Source organism: Ruegeria sp. O5, assembly GCF_056535105.1.
Window position 1 is genome coordinate 1 of the sequence record NZ_JBQERN010000011.1, and the last position, 24,473, is coordinate 24,473.

At 55.8% G+C, this 24,473-nt stretch carries 20 protein-coding genes and 1 pseudogene; 15 read left to right on the top strand and 6 right to left on the bottom strand.

Annotation, left to right across the window (positions count from 1 at the left end):
* Positions 1-133 precede the first annotated feature (133 nt).
* Positions 134-727 carry a peptidoglycan-binding domain-containing protein gene (locus tag ACR0M3_RS13850; RefSeq protein WP_480911343.1) on the top strand — a complete coding sequence of 198 codons (594 nt, stop codon included), beginning with the start codon at positions 134-136 and terminating at the stop codon, positions 725-727.
* 397 nt (positions 728-1,124) lie between these two features.
* Here the strand turns inward: ACR0M3_RS13850 and ACR0M3_RS13855 are convergent, their stop codons facing one another.
* Complete coding sequence (locus ACR0M3_RS13855; protein ID WP_209506749.1) at positions 1,125-1,778, bottom strand: GntR family transcriptional regulator; 654 nt, start codon at positions 1,776-1,778, stop codon at positions 1,125-1,127.
* A gap of 208 nt (positions 1,779-1,986) precedes the next feature.
* Here ACR0M3_RS13855 and ACR0M3_RS13860 point away from each other — a divergent pair, with 208 nt between their 5' ends.
* From ACR0M3_RS13860 to ACR0M3_RS13920, 13 genes are all read left to right on the top strand, one after another.
* Positions 1,987-3,069 (top strand): Gfo/Idh/MocA family protein, encoded by a 1,083-nt coding sequence (locus ACR0M3_RS13860; RefSeq protein WP_480911345.1) that lies wholly within the window; start codon positions 1,987-1,989, stop codon positions 3,067-3,069.
* Positions 3,070-3,169: 100 nt separating this feature from the next.
* Positions 3,170-4,180: a TRAP transporter substrate-binding protein DctP gene (gene dctP, locus ACR0M3_RS13865; RefSeq protein WP_480911347.1), complete on the top strand. Its 1,011-nt coding sequence runs from the start codon at positions 3,170-3,172 to the stop codon at positions 4,178-4,180.
* A 30-nt stretch (positions 4,181-4,210) separates the two neighbouring features.
* Complete coding sequence (locus ACR0M3_RS13870; protein WP_480483576.1) at positions 4,211-4,786, top strand: TRAP transporter small permease; 576 nt, start codon at positions 4,211-4,213, stop codon at positions 4,784-4,786.
* Positions 4,783-6,078 (top strand): TRAP transporter large permease, encoded by a 1,296-nt coding sequence (locus tag ACR0M3_RS13875; protein WP_170753386.1) that lies wholly within the window; start codon positions 4,783-4,785, stop codon positions 6,076-6,078. The genes ACR0M3_RS13870 and ACR0M3_RS13875 overlap by 4 nt, the downstream gene beginning before the upstream one ends.
* Positions 6,078-7,964, top strand: a complete 1,887-nt coding sequence (locus ACR0M3_RS13880) for a bifunctional sugar phosphate isomerase/epimerase/4-hydroxyphenylpyruvate dioxygenase family protein (protein WP_480483575.1) — start codon at positions 6,078-6,080, stop codon at positions 7,962-7,964. The genes ACR0M3_RS13875 and ACR0M3_RS13880 overlap by 1 nt, the downstream gene beginning before the upstream one ends.
* Position 7,965: 1 nt before the next feature.
* On the top strand, positions 7,966-8,838 hold the full coding sequence (locus tag ACR0M3_RS13885; RefSeq protein WP_480871456.1) for a shikimate dehydrogenase: 873 nt from the start codon (positions 7,966-7,968) through the stop codon (positions 8,836-8,838).
* A complete protein-coding gene (locus ACR0M3_RS13890; protein ID WP_480911349.1) occupies positions 8,835-9,650 on the top strand; it encodes a citryl-CoA lyase in 816 nt (271 codons plus the stop codon). Before ACR0M3_RS13885 ends, ACR0M3_RS13890 begins: the two co-directional genes overlap by 4 nt.
* Positions 9,637-10,827 (top strand): Gfo/Idh/MocA family protein, encoded by a 1,191-nt coding sequence (locus tag ACR0M3_RS13895; RefSeq protein WP_480539171.1) that lies wholly within the window; start codon positions 9,637-9,639, stop codon positions 10,825-10,827. The genes ACR0M3_RS13890 and ACR0M3_RS13895 overlap by 14 nt, the downstream gene beginning before the upstream one ends.
* Positions 10,817-11,491, top strand: coding sequence for a hypothetical protein (locus ACR0M3_RS13900; RefSeq protein ID WP_480539173.1), 675 nt, complete (start codon positions 10,817-10,819; stop codon positions 11,489-11,491). The genes ACR0M3_RS13895 and ACR0M3_RS13900 overlap by 11 nt, the downstream gene beginning before the upstream one ends.
* Positions 11,484-12,674, top strand: coding sequence for a Gfo/Idh/MocA family protein (locus ACR0M3_RS13905; RefSeq protein ID WP_480911351.1), 1,191 nt, complete (start codon positions 11,484-11,486; stop codon positions 12,672-12,674). Before ACR0M3_RS13900 ends, ACR0M3_RS13905 begins: the two co-directional genes overlap by 8 nt.
* Before the next feature lie 153 nt (positions 12,675-12,827).
* The gene (locus ACR0M3_RS13910; RefSeq protein WP_480911353.1) at positions 12,828-13,742 is read left to right on the top strand and encodes a sugar phosphate isomerase/epimerase family protein; all 915 of its coding nucleotides are present in this window, start codon (positions 12,828-12,830) and stop codon (positions 13,740-13,742) included.
* Positions 13,723-15,132 carry an aldehyde dehydrogenase family protein gene (locus ACR0M3_RS13915; protein WP_480911355.1) on the top strand — a complete coding sequence of 470 codons (1,410 nt, stop codon included), beginning with the start codon at positions 13,723-13,725 and terminating at the stop codon, positions 15,130-15,132. Before ACR0M3_RS13910 ends, ACR0M3_RS13915 begins: the two co-directional genes overlap by 20 nt.
* Positions 15,132-16,913 (top strand): thiamine pyrophosphate-binding protein, encoded by a 1,782-nt coding sequence (locus ACR0M3_RS13920; protein ID WP_480911356.1) that lies wholly within the window; start codon positions 15,132-15,134, stop codon positions 16,911-16,913. The genes ACR0M3_RS13915 and ACR0M3_RS13920 overlap by 1 nt, the downstream gene beginning before the upstream one ends.
* A 415-nt stretch (positions 16,914-17,328) precedes the next feature.
* On the opposite strand, the gene ACR0M3_RS13925 is transcribed toward ACR0M3_RS13920, so the two are convergent.
* Both ACR0M3_RS13925 and ACR0M3_RS13930 read right to left on the bottom strand, forming a co-directional pair.
* Entirely contained in the window at positions 17,329-18,708 is a 1,380-nt protein-coding gene (locus ACR0M3_RS13925; protein ID WP_480483567.1) for an NCS1 family transporter, read from the bottom strand.
* Between the two features lie 19 nt (positions 18,709-18,727).
* Entirely contained in the window at positions 18,728-19,426 is a 699-nt protein-coding gene (locus ACR0M3_RS13930; RefSeq protein WP_480558996.1) for an aspartate/glutamate racemase family protein, read from the bottom strand.
* A gap of 191 nt (positions 19,427-19,617) precedes the next feature.
* Between ACR0M3_RS13930 and ACR0M3_RS13935 the strand changes: the two are divergent.
* Positions 19,618-20,004, top strand: a pseudogene (locus ACR0M3_RS13935) (IS6 family transposase); the annotation flags it as partial.
* A 35-nt stretch (positions 20,005-20,039) separates the two neighbouring features.
* Here ACR0M3_RS13935 and ACR0M3_RS13940 read toward each other — a convergent pair.
* From ACR0M3_RS13940 to ACR0M3_RS13950, 3 genes are all read right to left on the bottom strand, one after another.
* Positions 20,040-22,067, bottom strand: a complete 2,028-nt coding sequence (locus ACR0M3_RS13940) for an oxidoreductase (protein WP_480911358.1) — start codon at positions 22,065-22,067, stop codon at positions 20,040-20,042.
* Between the two features lie 266 nt (positions 22,068-22,333).
* Positions 22,334-23,281 (bottom strand): DMT family transporter, encoded by a 948-nt coding sequence (locus ACR0M3_RS13945; protein ID WP_480483617.1) that lies wholly within the window; start codon positions 23,279-23,281, stop codon positions 22,334-22,336.
* Between the two features lie 163 nt (positions 23,282-23,444).
* The gene (locus tag ACR0M3_RS13950) at positions 23,445-24,395 is read right to left on the bottom strand and encodes a LysR family transcriptional regulator (protein ID WP_480911360.1); all 951 of its coding nucleotides are present in this window, start codon (positions 24,393-24,395) and stop codon (positions 23,445-23,447) included.
* Positions 24,396-24,473: the final 78 nt, after the last annotated feature.

The following is a 24,473-nucleotide window of genomic DNA, read 5'->3' on the forward strand; positions in this document are numbered from 1 at the left end:
CGCCCGCCGGCACCTGAAACCATCATCCCGATGGATCACAGGCCGATGATGCACTAACAATCAACTTGGACCAGTCAGATGAGGCTGCTCAGAAGCACGGACACGCAGCCTAGTCCGTGACATTCAGAGCGAATTGAACCGCGTCGGATGCAGTGCGGGCGCGGCGGACGGCGTTGCAGGTCCTCGCACTAGAGCGGCATATACCAGATACCGGAACGCCCGAAAAAACCTGGGGCTTCCGGCGGAAGGTCTGATCCAACAACAGACCCTCATTGCGCTTAAAAAAGAACCGGGTCGCGTTTGCAAGGAAGTTGCGGTTGCCGTAGGTTTAGACGGTGATTACGTCATCTCCATTCGGCGTAGATGGGATGATGACTATTGGCAGACTGCAACGCGCGGCGACGAATCCTACTACCCCGGAAAAATCGAACCACTCGCGTCATTGCGGATCAATCGGAAAGGCAGCAAAGTGACTCTGGTGTCCGCCCAAGCGTTTACCGGAGGCGGTCCGTGGTTCAAGGATTTCCAGGGGTCATTGGATGACAACGGTCAACTGAAACTCCGTTTCACCCTAAGCTCACATTTTGGTCCACCGGTGACGCCCTACAAGGTTCGAATTGATGTAAAATTGCCTCAAGGACTGCAACCCAACCGACGCCTCGTGTATGAGCCACGACGTATCGACGGTCAGTTTTTCCTGAATTTCCTGGTTAGGCGTGCGAACTAGCTTCCAACGGAAATCCCAAGATGACGAGGGTCGACAAGAGCGGCATGAATACCAAGCTGCGTGCCGTTTGCGCCAAAGTTGCAGAGACCGTTTTCCTCTACTACGAAGTCGGCAATCGGCTTGAGAGCCGTTGAAAATAGAATATCCACTAAATCAACTGAAGTAGCTGCATGTTGTTGTAGAATTCCGTACTCTGCCATGAGGTCGGTGATATTGGAAGGTGGTGGGCGGGATCACAGCGAACGGCAGCTATGCGGGCTTCACCACCAGCATTCGGCTTTGACGCTAAAGGTCCGGTATGGGGCGCTCACAAACTTCTCGATTTAGATGTGGAATTTTGAGATATTCCATGCCAAATCGACCTGAAGACGTCGAGGCACACAATCAGCATGCCGCCTTACATAGCCTCCAACGTATGGGCGAGGCCATTTCTGATGTGATCTTCCAACAGTTTCTTGGCTGTATCAGCGTCTTTGGCCAACGCGGCATCGAACATGCGTTTGTGTTCTTGGGCTGCAACCTCACCTCGGTAGGTCAGTACGAGCATCTGATAACGAAGGTACTTGTCATAAATGATTGAGTGAAGGGATAAGAGGTTCTTGGAATTACAGGCTGCAATCATCGCTTGATGAAACTCTGAATCGTACCTCTTCCAGGTTTCCTTTTCAGAGTCATCTCCCTTGAGAAGCCGTTGCTCCATCAAATGCAGCTTGTGATGCGCAGCGACCAGATTGCCTTCCCAGTCCGTGTCGCCATTCGCAATGGACAACTCCAACGCGTGGCATTCCAGCAGAACGCGCAGTTCTGAAATCTCGGTCAGGTCTTCTCGTGAAACTGGCGTGACCAGGAAACCCCGTTGCTCAGGAGCTTCGACAAATCCGTCGCTGGCGAGCCTGTTCAGCGTTTCACGAAGTGTCGAAAGGCTTGCCGAGTAGCGTTCCTTCAAGGCGTCCAGCTTCAGTTTGGAGCCGGGCTGCAGCTCCCCGAAGATGATGTCCCGCTTGATGCGCTGATAGGTGCTTGCACCTATCGTAGACGGCTGTTTCGCCATGCGTTTCACCCGATATTTTTGGTTTCCTCGTTCAATTAGCATTTTTTAGAGACATCAGCAATCCAAACTGATGTATGGTATAAATAAAAATATCATACATTATTGCGGAATCGCGAAAACCCCAATACGGTCGTGGCCAAATTGGGCAAGGCAGCCTGATCGCAATCAACGGTTTCGGGATTTTCCGGACCCTCCGGAAGGAAGCAAAGTGTCTAAGAACTTTCGCATTGCCATTGTCGGCATTGGTCTTGTTGGACGCCGCCACGCAGACGCTATCCTAGCGTTGCGCCATGTTGATCTCGTTGCGGTAGTCGACCCCAGTGATGAAGGTCGTGCTTACGCCGTTGAGCACGGGGTCGCATGTTACGAGACCCTCGAGAAAATGTTTGCAAATCAGACTCCAGACGGAGCTGTTCTTGCGACCCCGACCACACTTCATGTTGAACAAGGCCTCACGTGTGTTCGACACGGTTGTCCTGTTCTTGTCGAAAAGCCGATCGCCGTAGAAGCCACCGCTGCACTTGAGCTTGTTCAAGCTGCGGAGAAGGCCAATGTGCCACTGATGGTCGGCCATCATCGCAGACACAATCCTCTGATCAGGTCGGCTAAGGAAGCCATTGTCGATGGAAAAATTGGAGATGTGCGCGCTGTCCATGCGAATTGCTGGTTCTATAAGCCAGACGAGTATTTTGATGCTGCGCCCTGGAGAAAGAAACCCGGTGCAGGGCCCATCTCGGTCAATCTTGTCCACGATGTGGATCTGCTGCGGTACCTGGCCGGAGAAGTCATGACCGTACAGGCGCGGTCGGCTGCATCGCAGCGGGGTTACGACAACGAAGACGTTGCTGGTGCGCTGTTGACGTTTGAAAGCGGGGCGATAGGGACCATAAGTGTGTCCGACAGCATCGTTGCTCCATGGAGCTGGGAGATGACGTCTCAGGAATATCCAATCTATCCTTCGACCACAGAGAGTAGCTATATGATCGGTGGCTCTCATGGTTCGTTGTCCGTTCCCGATCTTCGCCTGTGGAGTTACCAGAGTGAGCAACGGGACTGGTGGACGCCTATCTCATCGACCGCGCTGAAGAAGGGTGCGTCTGACCCTTTGGTCAATCAGCTCAGGCACTTTATTGAAGTAGCCCGGCACGAAGCAGTGCCGATTGTGTCTGGATGGGAAGGTTTCAGAACGCTTCAAGTTATTGAAGCTATTCAGAATTCTTGCAGAACAGGTGAAACGGTCAGGATCAAAAACTTACAAAAAACACCAATGGTAGATATGACAGTAGTATAAAATATCAGATATTTTGCAAAAAATCTTGCAAACTTTCCAAAATAGGTCAAAACTCTGAATCGCAAAAAAGAAGCATCATGATGTCTCAGGGAGGAGCAAAGTGATTACCAAACTTACCCGCCGGGCTGCTGTATCAGCCCTTGTTGCAACCGGTGTTCTGTTTGGCGCGACAAGCGGTGCGCTGGCGGAAGACAAAGTGCAACTTCGCCTCGCAACATCAGGATCGGAGACCGACCAGCGCTCGGTGGCTATGGCCGAGATTTTCGCGCCGATGGTCGCCGATTTCGCAAGCTACGAGCCCAGCTATAATGGAACCATCTTTGCCCAAGGCACCGAGTTGGATGCCATCAGCCGGGGTAACCTGGAAATGTCGATCACCTCGGCGCAGGAACTGGCACAGTTCTTCCCCGAGTTTTCGATCTTTACCGCAGGTTATGTCCACCAGGACGCAGCGCATCAGGTGGCTGTCTTCAACGATCCCTTGATGGATGCCTTTAAGCAGAAGGCCGAAGAAGAATTAGGCGTCAAACTGCTGTCGGTCATGTATCTGGGCCGTCGTCAGGTGAACCTGCGCCAGCCCAAGGATGAGCTGACAGTCACGACACCCGCAGATTTGGAAGGCGTGAATCTGCGGATGCCGGGCACCGACGCATGGCAGTTCCTTGGCAAGGCGCTGGGTGCCGCGCCGACACCGATGGCCTTCTCCGAAGTCTATACCGCGCTGTCGACCGGTGCCGTTGACGGGCAGGATAACCCGTTGCCGACCGTCGTCGACGCCAAGTTCTATGAAGTGACCAATCAGATCGTCCTGACATCGCATCTGGTCGACCTGAACTATATCGCCATCGGCAAAGAGGTTTGGGACGGGCTGACACCGGAACAGCAAGCCAAGGTTCAGGAAGCTGCGGACGCAGCAGCTGAATCAGGCCGCCAGAAGCAGCTTCAGAAAGAAGAGGATCTTGTCAGCTTCCTGAAAGAGCAGGGCATGGAGATTTACGAACCCGATCTCGCTGCGTTCCGCGATCAGGTACAGTCTATGTATCTGGACAGCGAATTCGCTGGCTCATGGCCCGAAGGCGTTCTGGATCAGATCAACGCTCTGGGCAACTGAACCCAGTAAGACAGGGGAGGGAGAACCATAATGAAGGCCTTTATGAAGGGGTTCTCCCGACTGACCGAAGCGATTGCCGGCGGGATGCTGGCGGCAATCTTCCTTATCTTCCTTCTCCAAATTCTACTACGGTACTTCTTCACCCCAGCAGGCTGGACGCTGGAATTGATCGGCATTCTTTGGGTCTGGGTGATTTTCTTCAGCTGCGCTTTCATCGTGCGCGAACGGGATCACGTGAAGTTCGACATCATCTATCTTTCGGTGCCGATGCGCGTACGGCAGGTCTTTGCGATGCTGGCGGCCGCAGCGATCGTAGTCGGTATGCTCTACAGCTTCCTTCCGACGTGGGACTACATCGACTGGATGAAAATCCGCAAGACATCGACTGTCCGCAATCCGTTCTCCGGTGAGAAGATTCCGCTGCGCACAGTATTCTCGATTTACGCGGTATTCATGCTGGTCGTCGCAGCGCGCTACGCGTGGCTATTCTTCGACGTCATGCGCAATGGCCCACCAAAGACAGAGTTGGAACTGGTCGTTGGGTACAACGTGGTTGACGATCATCCCCGTGTCGACGTCGAAAAGGATGAGGAAGTTAAGAAATGAGTTTTGAACTTCTTTCCTGCCTGCTCGCTCTCTTTCTTCTGGCAGGCATCGGGACACCTATCGGCTATTCCATCCTCCTGGCCTCATTAGTGTACCTGGGCACGGCCGGACTGGACGTCGCCCTCGCGGGCGAGAAGATCCTGCAAGGTTTTTACAAAAGCACGATCCTGCTTGCCGTGCCTTTGTTCATCGTCGCCGCGAATATCATGAACGCTGGATCGATCACGGACCGTCTTTTGAACTTCTGCGTCGCTGCTGTCGGTCGTTTCAAGGGCGGCCTCGGGCACGTAAACGTGGTGGCGTCACTGATCTTTTCGGGTATGTCCGGCTCGGCCGTCGCGGATGCTGCGGGGATCGGGAAGATCATCATTGAAATGATGACCAAGGATGGCCGCTACAGCCGAGGCTACGCAGCTGCAATCACGGCGGCGTCGGCAACGATCGGCCCTATTATTCCGCCCTCTATCCCGATGGTTTTGTACGCGCTCGTTTCCAAGGCCTCCATCGGGTCGCTGTTCCTAGCCGGTATTCTGCCGGGCCTGATCATGGGCGTCGTCCTCATGGCGATGAACTATTATCTGGCCGGAAAGCGGAACTTTGCATTGGAAGAACCTGTTCCACTGCGCGAGTTGCCGGCTAAAACCGCCAACGCATTTCCGGCACTGCTGATGCCCGCAATCCTGCTCTACGGCATATATGGGGGCGTCACCACTCCGACTGAAGCTGCCGCCGTAGCTGCATTCTACGCCCTGCTACTGGCAGCGTTGTTCTACCGAGCGCTGACCTTCCGCGGCCTTTATCAGGTGTTCGTCGATAGTGCGCGCTCTTCCGCAGCCGTCGGGGTTGTCATTGGTGGCGCGTTCATTCTGAACTTCATCGTCATCCAGGAACAAATACCGCAGTCTATCTCGGCGCTGCTGGAGGGTTCCGATGTTAGCCCGATTGTGTTCCTGATCCTCGTAAACCTGCTGATCCTCGCGCTGGGATGCGTGTTAGACGCAACAACGATCATCCTGGTGATTGTGCCCCTGTTCATTCCAACCTGCGAGGCGCTTGGGATTGATCTGGTGCATTTCGGGGTGCTGGTCGTCGTGAACTCGATGATCGGTCTGATCACGCCGCCCTATGGCATTCTGCTCTTTGTGATCAACGCCGTGACGGACATTCCGCTACGCGAAATCATCTCGGAAATCTGGGCCTTCCTCGCGGTTCTCATCTTCGCCCTGGTGATCATGATACTGATGCCTGATTTGGTCCTGTGGTTGCCGCGTATGTTTGGATATCAGGGATAATGTGCCTCTCGGTTTCGACAACGTCGATCCCCGGTGATCTGGCCGAAAAACTAAGCACTATCGCTGACGCGGGATTCGGGGGTGTCGAATTACACGAACCGGACTTGACCGCTTTTGACGGGCCGCCATCGCAAATTCGGAACATTGCATCAGATCTCGGCCTGAAGATTTGCCTGCTGCAACCTTTCCATAACCTTGAAGGTCAGTCTGGCGGCGGACGGGAGCGCGCCTTTGATCGACTGAAGCGCAAACTCGACCTGATGAGCGAATTGGGTACGGATCTGCTGCTAATCGGGTCCGCATTCGAGGTCGATGCCGCTGCGACCGAAGAACAGGTAATCGCAGATCTTGGCGAGGCGGCCGAAATAGCAAAGGCATTGGGGTTGCGTCTGGCCTATATGGGCTTGCCATGGTCGGATCTTATTCACTCGGATGAACAGGCGTTAGGCGTCGTTGAAGCTATCGACAGCCCTTATTTGGGGTTGGCCTTGAATTCCTTCTTCTCGCTTGCCGACGGGTCCAAACCAGCCCGCCTTCGGGACATTCCCGGAGATCGGCTGTTCCATGTGCAGCTATCCGATGCACCCCGACTTGAGATGGATATTCGCAGGCTCAAACGGCACTTTGGGCTTCTGCCGGGGCTTGGGTCGCTGAACCTTGCGGGCTTTGTGCGGGTGTTGTCCCGCGCTGGGTACAAGGGGCCTTGGTCTATTGCGCGTGTCAATGAAGCAGCTCCTCAACCCGGTGGCCTGACACTGGCCCGAGACAGCTACAGGTCGCTGGTGAACCTGTTAGATGAGGTTTCCCGGACCGAACCGGGAACAGATTTCGGCATCCCGGACCTGCCGGAACGCGTCTATGCGTCAGGCTTCGAATTCGTCGAATTTACAGCCGACGAAACAAGCGGCGCGCAGCTGGCAGATATGCTGTCAGCAATGTGTTTTCGAATGGAGCGAAAACACGTAACCAAGTCCGTCGAGCTGTGGCGGCAGGGCGCGATAAACATCGTTGTAAATACCGAAAAGGAAGGTTTCGCCCATTCGGCGTTCCTGGGTCACGGCCCCTCCGTGTGTGACATGGGGTTGCGTGTCAAAGATGCGGATCAGACGGTTCAGCGAGCGACCGCGTTGGGCGCGCCGAATTTCTCACAGCCGGTAGGGACTGGGGAACTGGACATCCCGGCCATCCGAGGTGTTGGTGGCAATGTTGTCCATTTCATAGATGAGAAATCCGATCTGCATCGGGTTTGGGACATCGAGTTCGAGCCAGTCGCCAAGACCAAAGCGATCCAGCCTGCTGGTCTGCGCCGCATCGACCATCTGGCGCAGACGATGCGTAACGATGAGATGCAAAGCTGGCTGCTCTATTACATTTCGACTTTTGAGATGGCAAAATCTCCGATCGTGAACGTTGCCGACCCTTCAGGTGTTGTGCAAAGCCAAGCCATCGAGAGCCCCGAGGGCGAAGTGCGTTTAAACCTGAATGGTGCAGTTGGGCGTCGAACACTGGCGGCTTCATTCCTTGAAGACGGTTTTGGTGCCGGTGTTCAGCACATAGCCTTCCAGTCGGACGACATATTTGAAACCTCAGCCCAATTGCGGAAGTCCGGCTTTCCCAGCCTGTCCATCCCAGAAAACTACTACGCTGATCTGCAAGCGACATTCGGGTTAAGTGAAGACCTGATCGCCCAAATGCGCAGGGATAACATTCTCTACGACCGCGCAGCGGGTTCCGAGTATTTTCAGATCTACAGCCGACCTATCTTTAACGGCTTCTTCTTTGAAATTGTTGAGCGCCGATCTGGCTATTCCGGCTATGGCGCGCGCAATGCTGCGTTCCGATTGGCGGCCCAAGCGCGACACCACATGGCGGAAGGAACAACCTGAAATGAAGGCGGCACTAATCGGCCAAGGTATTGCTGGCTCCATGACGCCTGAGATGCACGAGGCAGAAGGTCGGGCGCAGGGTATCGATCTGAGCTACGGTAGGATCGACACTGCAAAAGAGCCATTTCGTGGAATGTCGGTCGCTGATTTACTGCATTATTCCGTTGAATTAGGCTGCGCGGCGGTCAACGTGACGCATCCCTACAAAGCATCAGTCATTGATCATCTTGATGAGCTTACCAAGACTGCTGAGGAGCTTCAAGCTGTCAACGCGGTGGTTTTTTGTGACGACCGAATGGTTGGCCACAACACCGACTACATAGGTTTCCACAGTGCCTTCGGAGATTCTTTGGGATCATCGAAGACTGAAACGGTTCTCATGTTTGGTGCTGGTGGCGCGGGCAGTGCAGTCTCTTTGGCTTTGCTTGATTCAGGTGTTCGAGACCTGGAGATTATTGATCCTGACCTCCGCCGAGCGCAGGCGCTGGTCAGTCGACTAGAGGTCTTGCGCCCTTACGCAAAGATTCAGGGTTCCCCTTCGATTTCGTTGGATCGGATCGAACTTGTGGACGGAGTGGTCAACGCAACACCACTTGGAATGGACAAGTACCCCGGAACAGTCATTGAACCATCCCTGTTGCGGCCCGATGCATGGGTGGCAGACATCGTATATTTCCCGCTTGAGACACACCTACTGAGCAGGGCCCGCGCAACTGGGTTGAAAGTGATGAATGGTGCTGGAATGGCGGTTCATCAGGCTGCAGCGTCTTTTGAAATCTTCACCGGCTGCACCGCCTCAATCAGTCGCCTTCAAAACGTTTTCGATTCACTTCGTCAGCAGCGCATGCGCGAGTTTAGAGGTGCAACGGTATGACAAACGACGAACAAGCAATCCGCCAATGGTGGCGCACATCCATCATTGACATGAAACCCGGCAAGATCGCGTTTCGTGGCAACGCAATAGAGGATCTGATCGGGAACGTTTCTTTCCCGCAGATGATCTGGCTGATGGTGCGGGGCGATCTGCCCAGCGACGCACAAGCGCGTCTGTTCGAAGCCGCTTTGGTCGCAGGCGTGGATCACGGCCCACAGGCCCCCTCAATCGCGGCGGCGCGCATGGCTGCCACCTGCGGGGTAGGTCTCAATAATGCGATGGCGACTGCGGTGAACATGCTGGGCGATGTGCATGGCGGAGCAGGCGAACAATGCGCCGAGCTTTACTATGATATCTCGGAACGCGTGAATGCTGGGGCATCGCTGATTAATGCTGTTCAGGACGGTCTGGACAGCTGGCGCGAGACGTACGGCAAGATCGTCTCGGGCTTTGGCCACCGTTTTCACAAGCCCGTCGACCCGCGCGCGCCCCGGCTGATGCAACTTGTTCGTGATGCGGCGGCAGAAGGCACAGTATCTGGCCGGTTTGCCGATATCGGAGAAGAGGTTCGCGCCGAACTCGGCCGTCAACGCGGCGGTCGGCCAATTGCCATGAATATTGACGGCGCGACAGCTGTGATCTTCTGCGAACTTGGCTTTCCCGCGCCCTTGTCGCGGGGGTTGTTCTGCCTATCCCGCTCGGTCGGAATACTTGCCCACGCCTGGGAGCAGACGAGCCAGGGCGGTCGGAACAAAGGGCCCATGCCCCCGAATTACTTACCTCTCTACGAAGACAGGAATGATGACACGTGAGACATCGAAATCCTTCCGGGTCGGCCTTATCGGTTGTGGTCGTATCAGCGATATCTATCTAAAAACGCTATCCAAATTCTCAAACGTCGAGGTCGTGGCTTGTGCAAGCCTTGATCCTTCGGAAAGCCGCGCCAAAGCAGATCAATACGGTGTCGCCCAGGCCTGCACACCAGATGAAGTGTTTGACGATCCGACGATTGACTGCGTTCTGAATCTGACAATTCCGGCGGCGCATGCGGAAATCAGTTTGCGCGCGTTGGAGGCCGGCAAGCACGTCTATTCCGAGAAGCCGCTGGTTATGAATCGAACGGACGGAAAGGCGATCCTGCACACTGCCACTGAAAAGGGGCTACTGGTCGGTTGCGCACCCGACACGTTTCTGGGCGGTCGTTGGCAGACCGTTCGGCGCTTGATCGATGAAGGCGCTATCGGGAAACCAACAGGGATTTTTGCCCATGTCGGGACCCACGGGACGGAGCGCCACCATCCCAACCCGGATTTCTACTATAAGGCGGGTGGTGGGCCAATGCTGGACCTTGGGCCGTACTACCTGACCGCCATGATCTACTGCCTTGGACCCGTTGACCGGGTTGCCGGAATGGCTCGGCGCACGTTTGACAAAAGGATGATCGAAAACGGCCCTCGCAACGGCGAATGGATGAATGTCGAGGTGGACACGCACTCCCTAAGCCTGCTGCAGTTCTCTTCCGGAGCAATAGGGTCGATGACCATGAGCTTCGACGTCTGGGACAGCGAAACTCCGCGGTTCGAGATCTATGGTGAAAACGGAACCATCAGCATCCCTGACCCTGACCCGGTTCATGGCGCCAACATCTTTCAGGGGGATGTCTGGCTGAAAACGCGGGAGACCTCACGCTGGTCTCATCAGCCCCGTCCAACCGGTCGTGAAGACTGGCAGGTTGTTGAAAACAGACATGGGTTTAACGAAGATAGCCGCGGGCTCGGCCTTTTGGACCTCGCCCTGGCGGCACAAGAAGGACGCCAACCCCGTGCAAGTGGAGCGCTTGCTTACCACGTTTTCGAGGTCATGGACGCAATTGAACGGGCGCCAAAATTCGGCGCCTATCAGACGATAGAAAGCCGGTGCGCGGCTCCGGAGCCTTTGCCGGTCGATTTTCTGAACGGTGAGAGGAAGGAGTCGGCCCATGCCGATTGAGACACTCGACTTTGCCCAGCCATTCTTTCGCGTCCAGCACATAACTGACGAGCGCAGAATTTCTATCGAGGGTCGCGCCATCGTCCTTAACCTTGGGGGGCGAAATTTCTCTGTCGAGGATCAGACCATTGCACCGCTTTCCTCTGTGATCGTGCAAGACAGCACGCTTAGCGGCGTGGAACGTGCAGTCATTGTCCACGGTTTCGACGCCCATTCCAATGACAACGAGTTGTTCGCATGGGTGAAAGATACATGGCCATCTGCTTTTGATGTTCGCCAAGAGGAGCGTCTGCGTGGCGTCAGCCACTACATGTCGCCGAAGGTCTTCGTGGGTAACGTTGGACTGACCATGTACCATTCCGGCTCGGTCCCTTTGAATGTCGGATTGCATAAGGATCATCCGTTCTGCCCGGTACCTGGGTTTCGCGAAGTGCATACGCAGATCGTTGGCTTCGGCAAAATGCAGCAATGTCGCGAACGGGATGTCGAGACCCTGTATCTCGAAGAATTCATGGCCCCGGGCGCGACCCACAAACCTATGTATGACGCCGAAGGCAATTATCCCTGGCATCAATACGAGACGATCACCCCCGGTATCTTCATGGCGGTGGAAATACTATCCGAGGGCGAACTGGTCCCGGAAATGGAGGTTGAGAATGGCTGAGAGACTTTTACCCGAAGACCTGAAGTTCGACGGCCCTTTCCCCCGCTTGTCTCGCCGTTTGCGGTTGGGCGTTGTTGGTGGAGGACGGATCTCTGTCACGCAAGCATCATCCGCGCGGATGACCGACCGGTGGGAGGTCGTCGCAGGAGCACTCAGTTCTGACACAGCGCGCAGTAAGGCGCGTGGGGCCGAGTGGTTCCTGCCGGCCGAACGGTGCTACGCGTCGTTCGAGGAGATGGCACAGGCCGAGGCGGCGCGCCCAGATGGCGTAGATGCCGTCATGATCACGACCCCAAACCACGTTCATTTCGGCGTGGCCAAAGCGTTTCTGGAAGCGGGCATTGACGTGTTGTGCGACAAGCCCCTGACCAACGAAGTGGCCGAGGCCGAGGGGCTTGAGGAGATTACCGCGCGCACGGGACACATCTTTGCTGTCGGTTATGTGATGTCATGTTTTCCGGTGATACGGCAGGCCAAGCAGATCGTGGCCGACGGGGGCATCGGCAAAATCAACCAGATCCATGTCGAGTTCATGCAAGACTGGATGACGCCCGAAGATGTGGCCGATGCGCCTCATGTAAAGTGGCGGCTGGACCCCAAGATTTCTGGTCCAACCAGCTGTGTCGGCGATATCGGCACCCATGCCGCGCATCTCGCCAGTTTTGTTTCCGGCCTGCCCTTGACCGACCTGCGGGCCGAGTTTCATGTCTGCGGCGCGCCAAAGCCTTTGGAAGACACGGTGTTCATGTTCACCCGTTACCAAAATGAAGTCCCCGGAACCTTGATGGCAACACGCCTTGCCCCCGGAAACCGGGGTGGGTTGCGCCTGCGCATATTCGGGAACGAAGGAGGCCTCGAGTGGGACCTAGAGAACTCGGAGCGGCTGAAATTCAATCGGTTTGGTGAACCGGATCAAATCATCAGCCGAGGTCTCGGGCATGGTATCGGACCCGGCGCAGAACGTTTGATCCGTACCGCGCGCGGCTTCCCTGAAGGGATTATCGAAGCCTGGGCCAACCTCTATACGGAACTTGCGATGGCCGTAGCCGCGCGTCGGGATGGCGTTACCGTTCCGGCCGATTGGCTTGCTTATCCCAGTGTCGAACAAGGCGCAGACGGTGTTCGATTCATTGACGCCTCTGTGCGCTCTCACCAGTCCGGAGGGGACTGGGTCACTCTCTAAGGGTCTGCCTACACGAATGTAATACACGCCCGGGCCGTTGCCCGGGCGTTTTCATTTCCTGTTCAGTATTAAAGTTGATATTTTAAAAAATAACAGATATTTTTGACTACGTGTGATGAATTTTAGATTCGCAGACACGTGGAGCTGTCGTTCATGGTGAAACCCGAAGAGGCTGGCGCAAGCCCCTCTCTCTACTCCTTGGCGCATCTGACGCTGATTGGCTGTACGCCGCCCGAGTTGGTCTATATCGCCGCACGGGCCGGTTACGATGCCGTCAGCCCCCGATTCATTCCGATGCATGTGCCCGGCGAATTCACTCAATCCCCAATCGACAAGGCACAGGTGCAGGCCACCAAAACGGCTCTCTCTACCACCGGATTGAAGGTCCTTGATGTCGAGCTTGCACGCATCACCGAAGATGTCGATCCACGCAGTTTTGAGCCTTCTCTTGAGATTGGCGGGGAGTTGAGCGCCAAACGCATGATTATGAGCGCGTGGACAAACACCCGCGATGATCGTGACTTTCTGATCGACGTCTATTCCGAAACCTGCGAACTGGCAGCGCCCTACGGATTAACGGTGGACTTGGAGTTCCCGAGCTTCTCCCGCTTGCGCACGCTGGATGAAGCACTGGACATTGTCCGCGCCTCTGATCAGCCCAACGGCGGTATTCTGGTCGATACGCTCTACCTGCACCTCAGCCGCGTAGATCTTGGTGAGCTGTTGCACGTTCCCTCGGACCTGTTTCACTTCCTGCATATCTCTGATTGCCTGCCCGGCATCGCCGATACGCGTGAGGGCATGATCCAACTGGCCCGCGATGCGCGGCTATATCCCGGTGAGGGATGGATCGATTTCACAGGCATCATCGAACGGATGCCACCCGTCGACTATTCCATCGAACTGCCCAACCAAAGCCGCGTGGCCGAGTTGGGATATGAAGAACACGCGCGTCGCTGTCTCAGCCACGCCAAGCGAACATTCGGCGAGGCGCGGTCACAGCGTCGTATGCCCGATGCTGCAATTCCAAAACACCAAGAGGATCATCATGGGCAAAGAGCTCACTGAAAACGACCGCAACATGGCGGCCGATATGCTGGCACGCGCCCGCGCTGCCATGGCCGAGATCGAGGATTGGGATCAGGGCAGGTTGGACCGCCTGTCTCAGGCCATTGCATGGTATGCGGGGAACGAGAAAACCTTCACGAGTCTGGCCCAGCAAGGCGTGGACGAAAGCGGTATCGGAGATCGCGAAGGGCGTCCTGCCAAGCGATTTAAGATTCACATGGTGTTGCGTGACGTCTTGCGGACACCATCGACCGGGATCGTCGAAGTAGACGAAGAAAAGGGTCTGGTAAAATATGCCAAGCCTGCCGGTGTGATCGCATCTTTGATTCCGATGACCAATCCAGCGATGACACCACCGGTGACCGGTGTTTCCGCCGCCAACGCCCGGAATGCTGTTATCTTCAGTCCGCATCCGCGAACCGCTCATACCACCTTCGAGATGGTCGAGGTCATGCGAGCGGCCTGCCGTGCCGCTGATGCCCCCGAGGATCTGTTTCAATCCATTCGCAAACCGTCGATCCCATTGACGCAACATTTGATGGAGATCTGTGATCTGACGCTGGCAACGGGCGGCAAGCCCATGGTCAAAGCGGCGTACAGTTCAGGGCGCCCGGCCTTTGGCGTCGGCGCGGGCAATTCATCCATCGTCATCGATGAGACTGCCGACCTGGACATCGCCGCTCAGAACACACGAATTTCCAAGACGTCTGACTTTGGTTCGGGTTGTTCGGCCGACGGTAACATCATCATCCAGCGCTCGGTTTACGACGATATGGTCAAGGCGCTTGAGGCCGAAGGTGGATACCTGTGTTCGACCAAAGAGAAGGCCATGCTCGAAGCTGCCATGTGGGATGAGAAAGGAAACCGTACCTTCCCGACTATCGCCTGTCCGCCTCAGCAAACGGCCAAGGTCGCCGGTTTCTCGATCCCCGAAGATCGCAAGTTCCTGATGGTTGAAAATCAGGGGCAAATCGGGCCGCAGCACAAGTTCTCGAAGGAAAAACTGACCACGCTGATGGCGCTATATCACTTTGACACTTTCGATGACGCGCTGGAAACGGTCAGCCAGATTTACAACACCGGAGGCAAGGGCCATTCCTGCGGCATCTACAGCCACAATGACGATCACATCGACCGGTTGGCGCGCCTGGCTCCGGTCAGCCGCATGATGGTGCGACAGCCTCAGTCCAAGGCCAATGCGGGTGCCTGGACCAATGGCATGCCTATGACCAGCAGCCTAGGTTGCGGCATCTGGGGCGGCAACATTACCAATGAAAATGTCACCATGAAACACATGATGAACTACACCTGGGTCAGCCGTCCCATCCCCGAGGATCGCCCCTCGGAGCCGGACCTGTTCGGTGAGTTCTACGGACAGGAGGTCGCGTGATGGACGGAGCGAAACTGGAAGGCAAAACCGTTGCCGAACACATCGTCGACTTTCTCGAACGTCGCGAGGTCAAGCATGTATTTGGCCTGTGCGGGCACACGAACATTGCGGTTCTGGCCGCGTTGGCGGAAAGCCCCATCGATTTCGTCACCGTACGGCACGAACAAATCGCCAGCCACGCAGCGGACGCATATGCCCGCGTGACGGGCAAGGCCTCGGTGGTGCTGTCCCATCTCTCCCCGGGGCTGACCAATTGTGCAACCGGGGTCGCCAACGCCGCACTGGACTGTATCCCGATGGTCGTGATCGCGGGCGACATTCCAACGCACTACTACGGTAAACATCCACATCAGGAAGTGAACCTCCATGCAGACGCCGCCCAGTGGGAGATCTATCGTCCCTTTGTCAAACGCGCCTGGCGGGTCGATCGGGCAGACCTGATGGCCGAAATTCTGGAAAAGGCGTTTCATCTGGCCGAAAGCGGCCAGCCCGGGCCAGTGCTGGTCAACGTGCCGATGGACATCTTCTCCGAGGTGATCCCCTCGGACAGTTTCGACCGTATCCGCGACAACACGCGCGCGCTCAAAAAACCGTCGATTGACGATGAAACAGCGCGAGAGATTGTCGAAGCGTTGGCGCAGGCTCAAAGTCCGGTCGCTTATGTCGGTGGTGGTATTCTACTGGCACAGGCCAGCGAGGAATTACGCGCCTTTGTGGAGCACATGGGCCTACCAGTCGCGCATTCTTTGATGGGTAAAGGCGCACTGCGCGACGACCATCCGCTTGTGCTGGGAATGACCGGGTTTTGGGGCACCGAGCTGGTCAACCAGTCTTGCCTGAATGCGGATTACATCTTTGCTGTCGGAACCCGGTTCAAAGAGGCCGATTGCTCCAGCTGGTATCCTGGTTACACGTTCAACATTCCTGGCTCAAAGGTCATCCATATCGACATTGAACCGCAAGAGATTGGACGGAACTATCCCACCGAGATCGGAGTCGTTGCTGACGCCAAGGCCGCTTTGCGCGTCGTCAACCGAGTTGCCCGCGAGATGTATCCTGAGGGCTTCAAACGCCCCGCGCTGGAACAGAAGATCACCGACTTCCGAACGAACTTCAAAGCGCGCAACGTGGACATGGCGACCTCGTCGTCCTTTCCGATGATGCCCGAACGTATTTTGGCAGATACCCGCAAGGCACTGCCCGAGGATGCCATTATCACTACGGACGTGGGATGGAACAAGAACGGCGTCGGACAACAATTTGATATCCTGGCACCCGGTTCAATCCTGACCCCGGGTGGATTCGCGACGATGGGCTTTGGCCCTCCGGGAGCGATCGGCGCAAAACTGGCAGCCCCTGACCGTGTGGTGATAAGTCTTGTTGGCGATGGGGGGTTCGGTCAGAACCCGTCGATGCTGGCAACCGCGGTCGAGCTTGATCTGGGCATCATCTGGCTGGTTATGAACAACAACGCCTTCGGCACTATCGCGGGCCTTCAAAAGGCGCATTACGGTCTGACATACGGGACCACGTTCCCTGGATCAGCCGCAGCTCCTGCAAACGGACCGGGTTATGCGGATATTGCAAGAGCTTATGGTGCAGAAGGGCACAGGCTCTGTGCTGCTGATGAATTGTTGCCCGCATTGGAAGCGGCAATCGCCAGCGGCAAACCAACCGTTCTTGATGTCCCAATGATCAACAACCCAACACCAACGACGGGACATTGGAACATCTTAGACATATACTCACCGGACAAAGAGGTATCTCACGTCGCGACTTGACGAAACTGGGCGCGTTCAGACGCGCCCAGTTTCTTGTTTCAATGCTCATCCGTGTTCGAGCAGATATCAACAGCTCCGTCGCGGCGCAGTCTTCGTTGTTATGTGTCTGAACTTTTTTGTTGGTTAGTTATTCTCAACGAAGCACGTGAGATAATGTCAAATTGCAATAACGCTGAAGTATGTGCGTTCTTAGCGTCCAAGTTTTCTCTCTCGCAGCGAATGGCAGATACGACGGGATGCGTCGCAGCATCACCAACAGGCAGCCAACGGCAGCCTAGGGCCGGGCGCGTCGTTTAGGCCAAGGCGCTTATTAGCTACCCAGTACGTGACTGTTTTTTGATGGCGGCGAGCAGTAAATGCCTAAGAAAGAAGGCCCGCAATGACGCGAGCCTTCTTTTGGCGGATGGGTCATCGACTATGCGTCGAGAAACCTTTTCGCGCTCGGCAGGTGGTGCATCAGCACGTAGTAGGTCAGACCCGCCGGGATCAGACTTGCGTACCAGGAGATCCCCGAAAAGATCAGGGCCGCGACAACTCCGACACCCATGGCGATCACGGCAGCCCAGTTCACGCCGTTATAGGGGCCTTCCGGATCATAGAGCTTGTCAAGATCAAGCGTCTGTTTGCGCAGCACGAAGTAATCGACGACAAGGATCGCGAAGATGGGACCTAGGAAAGCCGAGTAGGTCTGAATGAAAATGCTCAGGCCTGCCGCGGACTCATCTTTTACAAGTTCCCACGGGAAAGTGCAGAAGGCGAGCAAGCCGACGATCACTGCAGAGGTTTTGAATTTGATCTTGAAGACATCCATCAGCGCATAGGCGGGAGGGACGACGTTGTTCAGGATGTTCGTTGTGACCTGAGCAAAAGCAATGAACAGGAGCGTTACGACCAGCAGCAGCTTGTTGTCGACAGCGCTCGAAAACACCTTGATTGGATCAACTTCACCGGTAGCACCGGACACCATCAGCCCAATGAGGCCCATAAAAAGTGTCGCCGGCAGGATCGAATTGGCATAGATCGCGACCTGCCTTAGCGGCCCAACGCTCCGACGCAATTCGCGCGAATAGTCCGATACGTTCAGCATCATCGTACTGTAGATCCCAAGGAAGAGCATGGTTGCCCCCCAGAACGGTGCACCCCAGGTGCCCTCGACATTTACCAGATTGGTCGAGATTTCTTCGCCGTATTTGTTGATGACGCTAAAGAACATGTAGATCAGCGACGCGATGATGAAGATCGATCCGATATTCTCGAGCCACTTGATCCCGTGAAACCCAAGCACCGAAAGACCGATCTGAAGGAACTGGAAGCCGATAAAGAACGCCCACATGTTCGAATAACCGAGGAGCGTTTCCGACACGAGGTTGAGTGCGCCCGCGCCGATCCAACTCTGGAACCCGAACCAGACGATAGCGGGAACCGAACGCACCAGCGCCGGAATCCGAGTGCCCGCAAAGCCAAAGGCGGACCGGGCCTGTACCATGAACGGAATGCCATATTTGTGACCGGCCTGACCGTTGATCATTAGCGCGAGCCCGATCACCGTGCAGCCGATGGCGATAGCGACAAAGGTCTGCAGGAGGTTCAGCGTACCGACTAAGCCCGACCCGATAGTAAATGTTCCGATGGAAACACATCCGCCAAGCCACGCGAAAAGATAGGACCACGGGTCCATGATCCGCGTCTCTTGCGGTGCCAGGCTCTCTTCCCCGATCGCCTTGTGTTCGATATGGGTTACGTGATCGTCGTGCGACATAGCGACCGTGTCGGCCGTGTCTGATTTGATTGTCATTTTCTCCTCCGATGACAGGTTATTTTAGTTTTGGCCGGGCGTAGGCATTGATTTTGCTGGTCTTTAGGCCGCAACCGACCAGCGCTTCGATCATGCGGGTTGCCACGCTCACGCCATCGATCACAGGAATGCCGGTCTCTTCGCTGAGCCACGCGGTCAAATCGGCCATCCCCGCACATCCCAGAACAATTGCTTCGCAACGATCTTCCTCAATCGCGCGCAGGATTTCCTCGCGGATCTTTTCGCGCGCGTTCGAGCCGGGCTCTTCCAAGGCCAAAACAGGGATCTCTGCTGACCGAACCCGCCGGCATTGATGCGACAGGCCATAGCCATGGATCATGTGTTCGATGATGGGCACTGACCGCGGCAAAGTGGTGACGACCGAGAACGAGGTGGCAAGCATGCTCGCCGCCTTCACCGCAGCTTCGCAGATTCCGATGACAGGGCCCGTCGCGATCTCGCGGCAAGCGCCGATACCGGGATCATCTAAACAAGCAACGACAATGCCATCGACCTGCTGGTCTTCTGCGGCTTGCACGCAGGACAGAAGGCCGGGAACTGACATCGCTTCGTCGAAATGCCCTTCGATACTCGCCGGTGCGCCTTGCGCGGTAGCGCCTCTGATCACGACACCGGCACTCGCGGCCGCCTGGGCGGACGTGATGATCTTGCGTGTCATCGATTCAGTAGAGTTGGGGTTTACAACTAGAATTTCCATGTGATCTCCCTTGACGATATAAATTGTTAACAAACAGTGGTAACGATTCAAAAAAAATGTTAACTTAAATTGTCAAGGCGTTACCGATGCCTAGATGGCGTCTGTTCCGACTGGGGGCAGAATGACAGGGGTGTTGTCAGGTTAACCCGAGATCGGTTGCTCGTGTCTGGATTTGGACATAGATCGCATCGATGAATTCATCGTCCATCAGCTACAAGCGTCACCGATTTCCTCCTCAGATCATTACCCAGGCTGTGTGGCTGTATTTCCGCTTCAATTTGAGCCTTCGCGAAGTTGAAGAGATGCTGCTAGCGCGCGGGATCGACGTTTCTTACGAGACTGTCCGGCGTTGGGTGATCAAGTTCGGACCGATGATGGCTCGAAACTTGCGACTAAGTCAGGACCGTCCTGGTGATGTCTGGCATCTCGATGAAGTTGTCGTGAAAATCGCTGGTCGCAGGTATTGGCTTTGGCGCGCGGTCGATCTGCATGGCATCGTGCTGAACGAAATACTCCAACCCAGGCGGGACAAACGGGCCGCTAAACGGTTGTTGCGCCGCCTGATAAAGCGTCTTGGCTTCCTCCATTGGTCAGCAAAGAAGTGAAATTTCTTTCAGACAGTTACACATATCCGCAATGCATCGAGAATTGCGGCGTGTATATTTCGGCTTGTAACTGCGTCGCCAATTCGGGCCAAATGGAAACGGCCGCTTAGATTGGTGTCAACGAATGGAAATGTCCCACCAATAAGCGCCTTGTGTTCAACCTGCCCGTGGTTCCGCGAGCTTGGTTTGAGATCGTGAAAAAGTCCGTCCATTGGGGACAGGCCATGTTCTACGACTACGTGATCAACAAGACGTTCAGTGACATCCCCCGTCAACACATGACGCAGGCTGGCGCGAACTCCATCATCTTCGCGCACCAGGGAGGTAAGCTCTTGCAGGCAGGTGAAGGTAACTCCATTGGCGGCCAGATCGCGTAAGGCGACGGCAGAGGTCGTTGGGCCAAGGTCATGCAGAAGTGCCCGGTCCGGGGTTACAAGATTTACACTGCAACCATTGCCCGCCAGCGCGTCGGCAGTTACAGCCGCAGGGTGGTCGCCGACTTCATCGAACAACAGCACCTCGCCCGAGACACGTGCCTCGCCCGACAACACGTCCCAACTGGAAATTGCCAGGTCGCCGCCGGGGATAACTGTGGTTTCGGGCCAGCCGCCTGTTGCAACGATCACCAAATCGGGGGCTTCGGATATCACGTCATCAGCTTCGGCATAGGTGTTCAAGCGGATATCGATCCCAAGCAAAGTCACTTCGGAAATCAACCAGTCAGCTACGCCCCAGACCTGTCTGCGCGTTTTCCCTTTAGAGGCCAGAACCAACTGCCCGCCCAGCCGATCCGATGCCTCGAACAGCTCGACTTCGTGACCGCGCAGGGCGCAGACCCGTGCGGCCTCCAGTCCGCCGGGCCCGCCGCCGACGACAACAACTTTCTTTCGGGTGTCGCTGTAGGCGATGATATGAGGCAAGGTCTGCTCACGCCCCGTGGCGGCATTATGTCCGCAAACGGCAGGTTTGCCCTGATTGACCCGGTCCACGCAGTAGCCCAAGCCGACACAGGGGCGGATGCGTTCTTCTTCCCCCCGCGCGAGTTTTTCTACCAGATAGGGATCTGCCATCTGTGCGCGGGTCATGCCCACCAGATCGACATGGCCGCCGGAGACCGCGTGGCGGGCCGTGGCAATATCCGCAATCCCTCCCGCGTGCAGGATCGGTAAATCGACAGCGTCACGGATGCGCCCGGCTATAGAAACATGCGGCGCCGCTGGTAGGCCCATAGGGCGCACCCATTCGGCCAAGCCAAGATCATCGTAAGGCGCGCCGGCAAGGATGTTGAGCAGGTCGACATGGCCGGAATTCTCAAGCATCCTGGATGCGGCAATGCATTCTTCAGCGCTCAGCCCACCTTCATTCAGCTCATCGCCGGTGACGCGCATCGACAGGATGAAATCAGCGCAGACTTCGGCGCGCACGGCGTCGAGCACCTGCAAGGTCAGGCGCATGCGGTTCTCCAGCGTTCCACCATAGTCATCGTCGCGCTTGTTTGTCAGCGGGGACAGGAATTGCCCCAGAAGGTGTGAGTGGGACAGGAGCTCGATCCCGTCGAATCCTCCCTGCTGACAGCGACGCGCAGCGGCTGCGAAATCGTCAATCACGCGGTTGATGTCTTCTTGTTCCATGGCCTTGGGAAAGGAACGGTGTGCACGTTCGCGGATACTGGACGGAGCTATGACAGGCAGCCAATGGCCATCATCCCATGCAGTGCGGCGCCCCATATGAGTGATCTGACACATGATCGCGGCACCATGTTCGTGAACGCCATCCGTTAGTTTCCGAAACCATGGAATGACGCTGTCATCACCGGTATAAAGCTGGCCGAACACCGATGGGCTATCAGGGGCGATATTGGTCGACCCACCGACCATGGTCAGGGCAACCCCGCCCTTTGCCTTTTCCTCGTGATACAACCTGTAGCGGTCCCGGGGATGGCCATCTTCAACAAAATTCGGCGCATGGGACGTGCTGACGATGCGGTTGCGCAAAGTCAGGTGTTTCAATTGAAACGAATCGAGTAGGTGCGCCACTTTCGTGCCCCTTCGGCCAAATCTGCTGTTTGAAAACTGTCCAGGGTCGGCTCCGCTGGTCAGTTTCAACACCTGATGAGTTTGGTTGTCGAAAGCACTATACTTGGGAAGCTATGCGTAAGAATTCACTGCTTCCGACATTGCTGTATGAAAAGGCGACCCGACCAGGAAATCCAATGGTGGAACACCCTTTGAGCACAGAAGGGAACCTGGCAGGGGCCGCTCGATCCATCAAGGTCTGCACAAGGTTGCAATCACGTGCAATCTTAGATTGGAGGTGCTGCGCGCGCTGTGATCAACTGTCTGGCAGTAACTCTTTCGCGATGTATCATGTACAGACCTGCACCGATGATGATGGCAATGCCAAGCAGGCTAAGCCTGTTCGGAAAGTCATTGAAGACAAGGTAGCCAAACAAGGTTGCTACCGGCAGCTCAAAATACTGCAAAGGAGCCAATGTGGCAGACGGGGCAAATGACAGCGCATAAGTCATCATCATGTGGCTTACCGTCGCAAAAAAACCGGTCCCAAGAAGCCACAACAGTGCAATGTCTTTCGGCCAAACGGGATCGAAAAGTTCGGAACCAGAACCTTGCGCAACCAATAAGATTGGAATGCAAAACAGACTGGCAACCAGGCCAGTGTGAAATTGCAGAGCCACCGGGTGCATCCGTCGCGACAAGCCCCGCGTCACAAGAATGTAGAAAGCGAAAGCAACAGCCGTACCGAGAGGAATAATTGCCACTGCGCCGAAAGCCGCGAAGCTGGGTTGGATGACGAACAATACGCCGACAAACCCTACAAGAGCTGCCCCGACGCGACGAGGACCGACATCTTCACCAAGGTAAAACTTGCCGACCAGCAAGACAATGAACGGTGCCACAAACACGATGGCAAGGGCATCAGCAAGCGGCATCACTCGGATAGCCGTAATGAAACAAAAAGTCGCGAACAGCAAAAGTATTGAGCGGAATACAAGTACCATCAATTCACCGCTCGCGACACGCAATGACAGTCCCATTTTCCAGACAAACGGTCCCATCAACGCACATTGCAATACAAAGCGAGCGGCCGTTATCTGCCCAACCGGCACACTGGCCGATGCGAGCTTGGCAGCTACATCGAGCAAGGGAGCAGTCAGGCAAAATCCAAGCATCAGTGCAACGCCCGCAAGGGTGCGATCCGTGGATTGAGGTGTGGAATCAGCTGAGGTCATCTCATCATGAAGAACTGTCGCCAAATGCGTGTCTGTTCTCAATGCGACGCCAGGCAAAAGTCCCGATATTCCCGAGCTCGGGCAGAGTAGGAGTTTGCTCATGCAGCGAACCGCAGGTTCCATGACCCGCACGGCAGCATCAACTGCCTTGTTTCAGGTTTCGCTAACGAGATGTACTGGCTTTTTCATTCAACGGTTTACCTGCAAGGCTAGGCACAGAGATCGGCGACCTGCAAATCTCTAGAAACCGGTCAATCAACGCTGTCTGCACTGTTTGGCGAGAGCGGGCAATCACCACCCTGTAGTGTCCGATGCTTTCCTCGAGCGGTCGCGCAACGATGGGGTCGCCTTCAATCGTGCGATCCTGCTTGGGCGGGAAGCCTGCCAGGGTGAAGCCGAACCCCTTGCCGACGTAGGCCTGAACAAGCTCGCGTGATTGGGATTGGAATGGCACTTCGGGGTGAACGCCTGCGGCCTGCAGCAGTTGAAGATAGCTAGGGCCGGGCCCGGCTGGTGATACAGCGATATAGGGCAGTCCGATCAGGTCGGACAGGCTGATCCGGGCTTTTGCTGCCAAAGGGTGTTCGCCTGACAGCAGAACCAGGGGCGGCAGCTCCAGCAGCACTTCTGCCTCATGCCGCTTGAGATCGAACCCCTGGTCAAAAACCACCAGCGCATCCACTTCGCCACCATCCAGTACGTCCACCAAGGTCGGATAATCCGCTTCCTTCACCTCGACACGAACGTCTGGGTAGCTTTCGCGGAAGGCAAGCACCGCAGGCAGGACGATGCGCTGTGCCAGTGCGTGATGAGTGCCGATGTGGATCCTGCCAGTGCGTCCTGACGCCAGGTTCTCGGCCTGCCTGTCCAGCGCCGCGGCCTGCGCCAGCAGCGCCTCAGCCTGGGCGAAAAACTCCTTTCCCGCAGGCGTCAGCCGCATACCTTGCGCCGGAAAGCGGTCGAACAGGGTCAGGCCGGTGGTCGCCTCCAGTTTGTCCACCGCTGAGGCAATCGCGGCGGGAGAAACATTCAATTGCCGAGCAGCCTGGGCAATACCGCCCCGCCGGGCGGTTTCTGACAGGTAGGCGAGTTGGCGAAGGGTGAAATTAATCATCTAAAAAACTGACTTTTGAGGTGTATTAAATCAGTTTTACCGACCTTTTGACAAGCCCTATGCTGCTTTTGGGACAAA